This window comes from Parvibaculum sp. (assembly GCF_049672805.1).
Classification (GTDB): Bacteria; Pseudomonadota; Alphaproteobacteria; order Parvibaculales; family Parvibaculaceae; genus Parvibaculum.
In genome coordinates this window covers 1-5,823 of the sequence record NZ_JBATWS010000247.1, presented here as the reverse complement: position 1 = coordinate 5,823, position 5,823 = coordinate 1, and the positions used below count along the sequence as shown (strand labels likewise).

Below are 5,823 nucleotides of genomic sequence, written 5' to 3'. Positions count from 1 at the left end.
GTAACGTACTGGGCGACCACACGCTCGAAGAGCTGGTGCGCGATGACCGTGCGGGCCTGATGAAGAAGATTCAGCATGCCTTCAACAATGCTGCTGTCCAGTTCGGCATCGAGGTGATCGATGTCCGCATTCGCCGCGCTGACCTGCCGGAGCAGAACAGTCAGGCGATCTATCAGCGCATGCAGACCGAGCGCGAGCGTGAAGCCGCTGAAATCCGTGCGCAGGGTAACGAAGAAGCGCAGCGCATTCGTAGCCGTGCCGACCGCGAAGTGACGGTCACACTTGCCGAAGCGGAGCGTGACGCGCAGATCCTTCGCGGTGAGGGCGATGCAAAGCGGAACGAGATCTATGCCGCCGCTTACTCGGCTGATCCCGAATTCTTCGCCTTCTATCGTTCGATGGAGGCCTACAAGCAGAGCCTGAAGAACGAAAACACGACCATGATCGTGACGCCCGACAGCGAGTTCTTCCGCTACTTCGGATCGGAGACCGGGCGCCGCTGAGGCTTCGTTCCATGATCGAGCTTCTTTCCGCACTTGGGCTTGCCATTGCTCTGGAAGGGCTGCTTTACGCAGCCTTTCCGGCAGCCATGCGCCGGGCACTCATGGCCCTCACTGAAATATCGGATCAGTCGCTGCGCATGGGCGGGCTCGGGGCGCTCGCCCTTGGTGTCTGTGTCGTCTGGCTCGTTCGCGGCTGACCAACGCGCCTCTTTCGTCCATAATCAAAAAGAAACACAAGAACAGGGTGCCCCGGTCGGATTGTCCGGGCCATGAGGGGGACGATATGTCGAAGGCGGGCAGCGGCAGTGTGATCATGCGTTGGAGAAGCCTTGTCTTCTCCGCTTCCCTGTCTGCCCTTCTTTTTGCTTTCCCGATCGAGGCAAGCCGCGCTTCCGGCAATTTTGCCGAGCTTGCAGAGCAACTCTCTCCGGCCGTCGTCAATATTTCGATTTCACAGGTGATCGCGCCGCAGTCACTCGAAATACCCGGCATTCCCGAAGACTCACCGTTGAACAATTTTTTCGACGAGTTCTTCGAACAGCAGATGAAGGCGGGGCCGCAGCGCGTTCAGTCGCTCGGCTCGGGGTTTCTGATCGACCCGTCCGGTGTTGTCATCACCAATAATCATGTGATCGAGGGTGCGGACAGCATCGAAATCACCTTCACGGATGGCAAAACACTTCCCGCCACTTTAGTGGGCAGCGACCCCAAGACCGATCTTGCGGTGCTGCGCGTCGAAAGCGATGAGGCGCTCCCTTACGTCGGCTTCGGGGACAGCGACAAGCTGCGGGTGGGGGACTGGGTCATGGCGATCGGCAATCCCTTCGGTCTTGGCGGATCGGTCACGGCGGGCATCGTCTCCGCGCTCAATCGCGATATTCATGCGGGCAATTATGACGAATTCATTCAGACCGATGCGGCGATCAATCGCGGCAATTCCGGCGGGCCGCTTTTCAACCTCGATGGCGAGGTGGTGGGCGTTAATTCCGCCATCATCTCGCCCTCCGGTGCTTCTGTCGGTATCGGCTTTGCGGTGCCAGCCAGCACGGCAAAGCCGGTGGTTGAACAGCTTCTCAAATATGGCGAGACAAGACGCGGCTGGATCGGTGTGCGTATTCAGACTGTGACGCCCGACATTGCCGAGAGTGTCGGCCTTGGCCCGGTGCGCGGTGCGCTGATTGCGGGGCTGACCGAGGGAGGGCCCGCAGCGGCGGCGGGGTTGCAGCCGGGTGATGTTGTCCTCGCCTTTGACAGACACCCCATTGCCACCATGCGCGATCTGCCGCGCATCGTTGCGGCAGCGGAAATCGGCTCAACCGTCGAGTTGCAGATATTCCGCGATGGCGAGACGCTGACGCGCCGCATCGAGATTGCGCAACTCACGGATGATGTGGAAGCGCGGTCGAAGGTCAGCCCCTGAATTCTTCCCGCCTGTAGCCCTGTAGATAGAGAAGGGCGGTGAGGTCGCCGTGGTCAATCCGCGCGCCCGCCGCTTCTGCCACAACCGGCTTTGCGTGATAGGCAACGCCGAGACCTGCCTCACCGATCATGGCGAGATCATTCGCGCCATCGCCCACGGCAAGGGTTTCATGCGGTGCCAGCCCATGCTCCTCGCGGAGCGCGATCAGCGCATCGAGCTTTGCCTGCCGCCCGAGAATGGGCTCCTTCACGATGCCCGTCAGCGCATCATTCTCGAAGAGAAGTTCATTGGCCTGATTGACATCAAAGCCGACCGCCCTGGCGATGCGGGAGGTGAAGAAGGTGAAGCCGCCTGAAACAAGCGCGCAGATCGCGCCATTGGCGCGCATGGTGGTGGTCAGTGTCCGGCCACCCGGCATCTCGGTGATGCGTTCGCGATAGACCTTTTCCAGCGACGAGACATGAAGGCCTTTGAGCAGCGACACGCGCTCGCGAAGGGCCGGCTCGAAGCCGATTTCGCCCCGCATGGCGCGCTCGGTGATCTCCGCGATTTTCGGCTTGATGCCGAGTTCGGCGGCGAGTTCGTCGATACATTCCTGCTCGATGATGGTGGAATCCATGTCCGCAACGAGGAGCTTCTTGCGGCGGCCTTCCGTCTTTTGTGCGGAAAGGTCGATTTTCGCATCGCCGAGTGCCGCGCGTGCCGCTGCCTCCGCCGCTGCCGGGTCGCCGTCAAAGGGGATGTCGCAGGCTTCACCTTCCGCCAGCCACACCGTTTCACCGGCTGCGGGCAGGGCGCGCCGCGCTGCTTCGACATGCGCGCTTGCAAGCGGCGTGGCTTTATTGCCTATCAGGGTCAGGACATATTTCATCGCGGAAACCGGAAGGAGCCTTATGTGAGTGTCGCCATCGGCAGAGCCGTTCTTATTGCAGGGCCGACCGCAAGCGGCAAGTCGGCGCTGGCACTTGCTGTGGCGGAGAGGTTTGGCGGCGAGATCATCAATGCCGATTCCATGCAGCTCTACCGCGAAATGCGGATCATCACGGCTCGCCCCTCGCGAGAAGAAGAGGCGAGAGTGCCGCATCATCTTTACGGGGTCACGGGGGCAACGGAGCCTCTTTCGGCTGGGCGCTGGGCCGTCCGGGCAGCGGAGCGTATGCGCGAGATTGCGGATCGTGGTGCCCTGCCGGTCGTGGTGGGCGGTACGGGACTCTATCTTCGCGCCCTCATCGACGGGCTTTCGCCCGTGCCGCAGATTGAAGCTGATCTGCGCGAGGCGGTGCGGGCAGAAGTCGCCGCAGCGGGGGAGAGTGCCCATGCCTTGCTCAGGGCCGTTGACCCGGTGCTTGCCGGGACCGTCCGCCCGTCCGATCTGCAACGGATATCCAGGGGGATAGAGGTTGCGCGGGCCACAGGGCGGCCGCTCAGCGAGTGGCAGCGTGTCCCGCCTCAGCCGCTGGTGACGGGCAATTTCGCCAGGATCGTGCTCACGCCCGAACGGGGCTGGCTGCGGGAGCGGATCGACCGCCGTTTCGACCTCATGCTGGATGAGGGGGCGCTGGAGGAGGCGCGGTTCATGGCGGGGCTTGGGCTCGACCCTGATCTGCCGGCCATGAAGGCGCTCGGCCTTCGACCGCTTATCCGGCATATCGAGGGCGAAATCTCGCTGGAAGAAGCCGCCGAGCTTGGAAAGCGAGAAAGCCGCGCCTATGCGAAAAGGCAGGAAACCTGGTTTCGGACGCAGATGATTGCGTGGAACACGTTTTTTGAGCAATATTCGGAAAGGTTAAGTGATAAAATCTTTTCGTTTGTTGACGAATTGGGGTTGACCCGGCCGTAAGGCGCGGTTAGGTTGCGCGCAATTTCGGCGGCTATGCGCGTCAATGAGCCCGGAAACGGAGCTTCCGCGCGGTGCCGCCTTGTTGTTTTTGCGTCCGGCGGGTTGCCGGGCGATGAAGGACCGGGACGGGACCAATGGCTGCTCAGGAACTGACAGGCGCAGAAATCGTCATCAAGGCGCTGGTCGATCAGGGCGTGGACACGATTTTCGGCTATCCGGGCGGCGCTGTCCTGCCGATCTATGACGCGCTTTTCCAGCAGAACAAGATTCGCCACATTCTCGTTCGCCATGAGCAGGGCGCGGTTCACGCGGCCGAGGGCTATGCGCGTTCGACGGGCAAGCCGGGCGTTGTGCTCGTCACTTCCGGCCCCGGTGCCACCAATGCTATTACCGGTCTCACGGACGCACTGATGGATTCGATCCCGCTGGTCTGCCTGACGGGGCAGGTCGCGACCCATCTCATCGGTTCGGATGCCTTCCAGGAAGCCGATACGGTCGGTATCACGCGCCACTGCACCAAGCATAACTGGCTGGTGAAGTCCGCGCCGGAACTCGTTCGCGTCATGCATGAAGCCTTCTATGTCGCGACGCATGGCCGCCCCGGCCCGGTTGTCATCGACATTCCGAAGGACGTGCAGTTCCAGAAGGCTGAATACAGCTTCTCGCCCAATATCCAGCACCGTACCTATCGTCCGGTGGTGAAGGGCGATGTCGGGAAGATCCGCGAGGCGATCGAACTCATCACGAACGCGAAGAAGCCGATCTTCTACACGGGCGGCGGCATCATCAATTCAGGGCCGGTTGCAAGCCAGCTCCTGCGCGAATTTGTGCGCCTGACGGGCTATCCCATCACCTCCACGCTGATGGGGCTCGGCGCCTATCCCGCTTCTGACAAGCAGTGGCTGGGCATGCTGGGCATGCATGGCACCTATGAAGCCAATAACGCCATGCATGATTGCGACGTGCTCATCAATATCGGTGCGCGCTTCGATGACCGCGTGACGGGGCGGCTTGATGCCTTCTCCCCCAATTCAAAGAAGATTCACATCGATATCGATGCCTCCTCCATCAACAAGAATGTCCATGTTGATGTCGGCATTGTCGGCGACTGTGCCCATGTGCTTGAAGACATGCTGCGTATCTGGAAGTCCAAGGCACGCCGGACCGACAAGGCGGCGCTTGAGGACTGGTGGAAGCAGATCGATATCTGGCGCGGCCGCAAGTCACTCGCCTACAAGACGAATGACGAGGTCATCAAGCCTCAGCAGGCGATCGAGCGCCTTTTCCAGCTGACAAGGGGCCGCGAGGTCTATGTCACGACGGAAGTGGGCCAGCATCAGATGTGGGCGGCACAGCACTTCCATTTTGACGATCCGAACCGCTGGATGACTTCCGGTGGCCTCGGCACGATGGGCTATGGCTTGCCTGCGGCGATCGGCGCGCAGATTGCGCATCCCGAGGCGCTGGTCATTGATATTGCGGGCGAAGCCTCGATCCTGATGAATATTCAGGAGATGTCCACGGCGGTTCAGTACCGGCTGCCCGTGAAGATTTTCGTCCTGAACAATGAATATATGGGCATGGTTCGCCAGTGGCAGGAATTGCTGCATGATGGCCGCTATTCTCATTCCTATTCGGAATCGCTGCCGGATTTCGTGAAGCTCGCCGAAGCCTATGGGGCGACGGGTATCCGGGCCTCCAAGCCTTCCGAGCTGGACGCTGCCATCAAGCAGATGATCGATACGCCCGGCCCGGTGATTTTCGATTGTCTGGTGGACAAGTTCGAGAACTGCTACCCGATGATCCCGTCGGGTGCCGCCCATAATGAAATGATCCTTGGCGACGACCCGGAAGGGGCCAGCGTGTCGGAAGAGGGCAAGATGCTGGTCTGAGAACCGGCCTCCTCCGAAATATCGCTTCCCCCGGCACCGCATACCCACTACAGAGACGCGCATGAAGAAGGACGAGATAATCGAGCGGCACACCATTTCCGTGCTCGTGGATAACGAGGCGGGGGTACTTGCGCGCGTGATCGGGCTTTTTTCCGGTCGGGGCTACAA

General features: G+C 60.9%; 6 protein-coding genes and 1 pseudogene. 6 read left to right on the top strand and 1 reads right to left on the bottom strand.

The genetic code is table 11. The features are described 5' to 3' along the window. From hflC to WBF74_RS08000, 3 genes are all read left to right on the top strand, one after another. Nucleotides 1–503 (top strand): protease modulator HflC (gene hflC / locus WBF74_RS08010; protein WP_424437826.1); only part of this gene is annotated, 503 nt, incomplete at its 5' end. Nucleotides 504–514: 11 nt separating this feature from the next. Next, nucleotides 515–700 carry a DUF2065 domain-containing protein gene (locus tag WBF74_RS08005; RefSeq protein WP_424437823.1) on the top strand — a complete coding sequence of 62 codons (186 nt, stop codon included), beginning with the start codon at nt 515–517 and terminating at the stop codon, nt 698–700. A 116-nt stretch (nt 701–816) separates the two neighbouring features. Further along, nucleotides 817–1,923, top strand: a complete 1,107-nt coding sequence (locus WBF74_RS08000; protein WP_424437820.1) for a Do family serine endopeptidase — start codon at nt 817–819, stop codon at nt 1,921–1,923. Here WBF74_RS08000 and serB read toward each other — a convergent pair. After that, on the bottom strand, nt 1,913–2,794 hold the full coding sequence (gene serB / locus WBF74_RS07995; protein WP_424437817.1) for a phosphoserine phosphatase SerB: 882 nt from the start codon (nt 2,792–2,794) through the stop codon (nt 1,913–1,915). The two genes, WBF74_RS08000 and serB, sit on opposite strands and share 11 nt — an antisense overlap. A gap of 24 nt (nt 2,795–2,818) precedes the next feature. On the opposite strand from serB, the gene miaA reads away from it, so the two are divergent. The 3 genes and pseudogenes from miaA to WBF74_RS07980 form a co-directional block, all read left to right on the top strand. After that, nucleotides 2,819–3,763: a tRNA (adenosine(37)-N6)-dimethylallyltransferase MiaA gene (gene miaA, locus WBF74_RS07990; RefSeq protein ID WP_424437814.1), complete on the top strand. Its 945-nt coding sequence runs from the start codon at nt 2,819–2,821 to the stop codon at nt 3,761–3,763. Nucleotides 3,764–3,897: 134 nt separating this feature from the next. After that, nucleotides 3,898–5,655, top strand: a complete 1,758-nt coding sequence (locus tag WBF74_RS07985; protein WP_424437811.1) for an acetolactate synthase 3 large subunit — start codon at nt 3,898–3,900, stop codon at nt 5,653–5,655. Nucleotides 5,656–5,716: 61 nt separating this feature from the next. After that, a pseudogene (locus tag WBF74_RS07980) lies at nt 5,717–5,823 on the top strand (acetolactate synthase small subunit); the annotation flags it as partial.

What these genes read in the sequence shown, in the direction of transcription:
- WBF74_RS07985 (WP_424437811.1), top strand. Translation starts at nt 3,898, where the DNA reads ATGGCTGCTCAGGAACTGACAGGCGCAGAAATCGTCATCAAGGCGCTG.
- WBF74_RS08005 (WP_424437823.1), top strand. Translation starts at nt 515, where the DNA reads ATGATCGAGCTTCTTTCCGCACTTGGGCTTGCCATTGCTCTGGAAGGG.
- serB (WP_424437817.1), bottom strand. Translation starts at nt 2,794, where the DNA reads ATGAAATATGTCCTGACCCTGATAGGCAATAAAGCCACGCCGCTTGCA.
- WBF74_RS08000 (WP_424437820.1), top strand. Translation starts at nt 817, where the DNA reads ATGCGTTGGAGAAGCCTTGTCTTCTCCGCTTCCCTGTCTGCCCTTCTT.